1 protein-coding gene is annotated in these 4859 nt (G+C 58.2%); it reads left to right on the forward strand.

The features are described 5' to 3' along the window. On the forward strand, positions 1 to 4859 hold a 4859-nt coding region (locus tag IY568_RS24170; RefSeq protein WP_194868942.1), incomplete at both ends, for a non-ribosomal peptide synthetase.

The raw sequence follows: 4859 nt of genomic DNA on the forward strand, positions 1-4859 counted from the left end.
CAAATCAGCCGTCAGGCCCAGCTAACACCGGATGCTATCGCCATTGATATGCCTGGCGGTCGCACGCTGAGCTATGCCCAGCTGGACGCCGGTGCTAATCGCATCGCCGCGTACTTGCAGCAGCACTATTCACTCAGCGCCGACAGCATGGTGGGCGTCAGCACTGTGCGACATGCCGAGATGGTGATGGCCATACTGGCCATCCTGAAAACCGGTGCCGCCTATTTGCCGCTCGACCCGGGCTATCCCAGTGCCCGACTGGCACAGATCATTGATGACGCTAAACCGGTCGTGACCCTCACCGATAACCCGGCCATCCTGCAAAGCCTGGCCACCGACACGCTGAGTCTGGCGACGCTGAATGATGCCGCTGTCTCCACTCCTTACCAACCGGTGGCACATCAGGGCGATAATCTGGCCTACGCCATTTATACCTCAGGGTCGACCGGTAAACCTAAGGGCGTGGCGATCAGCCACCGTAACATCAATGCACTGCTGAGCTGGGCTGACACGGTCTACAGCCGCGAGGATTATGCCCGGGTGCTGTGCAGCACCTCCATCAACTTTGACCTGTCGGCGTTTGAATTGTTTTTCACCCTCACTCGCGGCGGCACCTGTGTACTGGTCGACAATGCCCTGAGCCTGCTGACGCAGCCGGTTGAGGTCTCCCTGATCAATACGGTACCGTCGGCCATTAAAGCTCTGCTGGAGCAAACAGGTATTCCGGCTGGTGTGCGGGTCGTGAACCTGGCTGGTGAGCCGTTGGGTCGCGACGTGGTTAATCAGTTATTGCGCGACGGACACTGCGAGCGGGTCTATAACCTTTATGGCCCGTCTGAAGACACCACCTATTCAACCTGTGCCTGCTTCACTCAGGAAATCGACCATGCGCCGGGGATCGGCCAGGTGATCAGCAACACCCAGGCGTTTATTCTGAATGACCAGCTGGCGCTGCTGCCGTATGGCGCAACCGGTGAATTGTACCTGGGTGGTGACGGGCTGGCACGAGGCTACCTGAATCAGCCTGAGCTGAGTGCTGAGCGCTTTATTGATAACCCTTTTTATGACCCTGAGGTGGCAGGCAGTTCAACACGCTTGTACCGCACCGGCGACTTAGTGCGCTATCAGAGCGATGGCACGCTGGCATTTGTGGGCCGGGCAGACGATCAGGTTAAAATTCGCGGCTTCCGGGTGGAGCTGGGCGAAATAAGCGAGCAGCTGAGCCGTCAGGCGGCCATCGACAGTGCCGTAGTACTGGCGAAAAGCGGTGCCAACGGCACCTACCTGGTGGCCTATGTTCAGCCAACAGAGGCGCTGGATGAGGCAACCCATTCTGACTTTATCAGTGCGGCACTGAGCGAGCTGGCAGGGTGTTTACCCGATTACATGGTGCCTAAGCTGGGCCGGGTGATCCCACACTGGCCACTGACCGCCAACGGTAAAATTAATAAAAAGGCGCTGCCAGAGGTGGACCCGGGTACACAGCAGGACCACTACGTTGCCCCGCAAACTGACCTCGAGCAGGCGGTATGTGAGATCTGGGCTGAATTACTGCACCTTGATGCCACGCAGATCAGCACCACAGCGAGCTTCTTTGCATTGGGCGGACATTCCCTGTTATCGGTTAAGCTGGCCGCCGCACTGCGCGCACAGCTGGCAGTGGAACTGCCACTGAGTACGTTATTCAATGCCACCACCGTGGCTGAGCAGGCCAAAGCCGTTGCCGCAGTACAGGGGCAGGCATTGCGCGAGGACATTAAAGCCCTGCCCAGAGTGATGCAGGATGACCCTCAGCTGGGTCAGCATCGTGTTGCCCCGTTGTCTTATGCTCAGCAGCGGTTATGGTTTATCGACCAGCTGGAGCAGGGTACACCACAATACAATATGCCGGCGGCCTTTGCGGTTGACGGCGAGCTGGACCTGACGGTGGTTGAGGCCGTCCTGCAAACCATCATTGCCCGTCATGAGGTGCTCAGAACTGTGTATCGCGATGACGTGCAGGTGATCCGCCAGGACGCCGGCTTCACCCTGAGCTATGAGGATGTGCGGGCGCTGAGCGAGACGGCGCAGCAACAGGCAATTGCCGGGGCGATGGCGCAACAGCTGAGCCAGCCGTTTGACCTGACCCGCGAGGTGATGGTGCGTGCAGGCTATATTCAGACCACTGAGCGCAGTGGCGTGCTGCTGTTCAATATGCACCACATTGCCTCCGACGGCTGGTCGATGCAGGTGCTGATCAACGAATTTACAACACTCTATCAGGCATACAGCCAGGGCGAGGACAACCCGCTGGCCCCGCTGAGCATTCAGTATGCAGACTACGCGCAGTGGCAGCACACCCATTTAAATCACGAGGTGCTGGACACTCAACTGGGTTACTGGCAGCAGCAACTGGCTGACTTGCCGTCGGTGCACAGTCTGCCGTTAGACTACCCGCGTCCGGCACTCAAGCAGCATCAGGGTGGCCAGGTGAAAAGTACCCTCAGTGCACAAGTGGCGCAGGGGCTGAGTAAACTGGCCAGTGCACAGGGGCTGACGCCTTTCATGTTACTGCACGGGGCCTTGTCGCTGTTGCTGTCCAGACACAGTAATGCCCGGGACATCGTCATCGGGACACCGGTGGCTAACCGTATGCAGGCCGAGCTGGCACCGCTGATTGGTTTTTTTGTTAACACCCTGGTGCTGAACGTCAACACCGACCAGCCGAGCCTGGCAGATTATCTGGCCCATGTGAAAGCCGTCCATTTAGGTGCTCAGTCACATCAGGATGTGCCGTTCGAGCAGCTGGTTGAACAGCTGAATGTGCCCCGCAGCAGTGCTTATACGCCACTGTTTCAGGTGATGCTGACAACCCGTACCGACTATGCGGTAACGGAGCAGGCTACCAGTCAGGGCTGGTCTTTAGGCGAGGCGCAGCTGAGCCCGCTGGCAGAGGATGCGGTGATTGCCAAGTTTGACCTGGACATCGACCTGACACTGAGCGATGTCGGGGTAGAGATGTGCTGGACCTACGACAAGGCGTTGTTCAGCGCAGCCCGGATTGAGACGCTGAGCCGTCATCTGGGTACCTTACTGACAACCCTGGCAGAGCAGGCTCCGGCCACTTTGCTGGCACACTCTCCGGATACCCTTGCGATGTTGTCGGCAGCCGAGCAACACACGCTGCTGTCAACACTGAACGACAACACACTGAGCTATGACACCACGCAGAGCATTCATGGTTTATTTGAACAACAGGTGCAGCGTACGCCACAGGCAACGGCACTGATTTTTAACGGGCAGCACATCAGCTATGAGGTGCTGAACCAGCGCGCCAATCAGCTGGCGCATTATCTGCTGAGCGAACATCAGGTGACACCGGAAACGCCGCTGGGCGTGTGTAGCAGCCGCTCGATTGAGATGGTGGTGAGTATCCTGGCAATATTAAAAGCCGGTGGGGCGTATGTGCCGCTGGACCCGAGTTATCCGGCCAGCCGGTTAGGCTACATAGCCAAAGATGCGGGGCTGACACACATTCTGGCATATGACGCAGGTCTGCCGGTTGCACAGGCGCTGATGGCAGAGCAGGGCGGCAGTGCCGTGGATATTGCGACGCTGACACTGAGCGCTTATGCGCAACACAACCCGGCGTTGACGGCCCTTGGCGGGGATAAGCTGGCCTATGCCATTTACACCTCAGGGTCGACCGGTCAGCCTAAGGGCGTGGCCATCAGTCACCGCAATGTCAATGCACTGCTGAGCTGGGCCGACACCGAATACAGCCGTGAAGATTATGCGCGGATGTTATGCAGCACCTCAATCAACTTTGACCTGTCGGCCTTTGAACTGTTTTTACCTCTGACCTGTGGTGGCAGCTGTGTGCTGGTCGACAGTGCCCTGAGTCTGCTGACGACGCCGGTGGAGGTCACATTAATTAATACGGTGCCTTCGGCGATTAAAGCCCTGCTGGAGCAGGGAGGCATTCCGGCGGGTGTACGGGTGGTGAACCTGGCAGGTGAGCCGCTGGGCCGCGACGTGGTGAATCAGTTACTCGCCGGTGAGCACTGTGAGCGGGTGTATAACCTCTACGGTCCGTCAGAAGACACCACTTATTCAACCTGTGCGCGCTTTACTCAGCCCCTGGACGAGGCGCCGAGTATCGGACGGGTGATTAACAACAGTCAGGCGTTCATCCTCAATGATAAGCTGGCGCTGCTGCCGTATGGCACCACCGGGGAGCTATACCTGGGTGGTGACGGGCTGGCGCGGGGTTATCTGAATCAGCCACAACTGAGTGCCGAGCGCTTCATCGATAATCCATTTTATGATGCCAATGTGGCAGGCAGCTCAAAGCGCCTGTACCGCACCGGCGACTTAGTGCGCTATCAGGCGGATGGCAACTTAGCCTTTGTGGGACGCGCAGACGATCAGGTGAAGATCCGGGGCTTCCGGGTGGAGCTGGGTGAGATAAGCGAACAGCTGAGTCGTCAGGCGGCCATCGACAGCGCGGTGGTGCTGGCGAAAAGCGGAGCCAATGGCTTGTATCTGGTGGCCTATATTCATCCGACTCAGACACTGGACGAGGTTGAGCACACCGACTTCATCACGGCTGCACTGACAAGCCTGGCAGCGTGTTTACCGGAATACATGGTACCAAGGCTGGGCAAGGTGGTCCCTGAGTGGCCGCTGACAGCCAGTGGCAAGATCAACAAAAAGGCGCTGCCGGAGGTGGATGCCACCGCACTGCAGGGCCGTTACGTAGCGCCGCAAACAGACACAGAGCAGGCGGTATGTGAGATTTGGGCGCAGCTGCTCAATGTAGAAGCCAGCCAGATAAGCACACAGGCAGACTTTTTCGAGCTGGGCGGACATTCACTGCT

It is taken from the genome of Pseudoalteromonas sp. PPB1 (genome assembly GCF_015356275.1).
In the GTDB taxonomy this organism is placed as follows: Bacteria; Pseudomonadota; Gammaproteobacteria; order Enterobacterales; family Alteromonadaceae; genus Pseudoalteromonas; species Pseudoalteromonas rubra_D.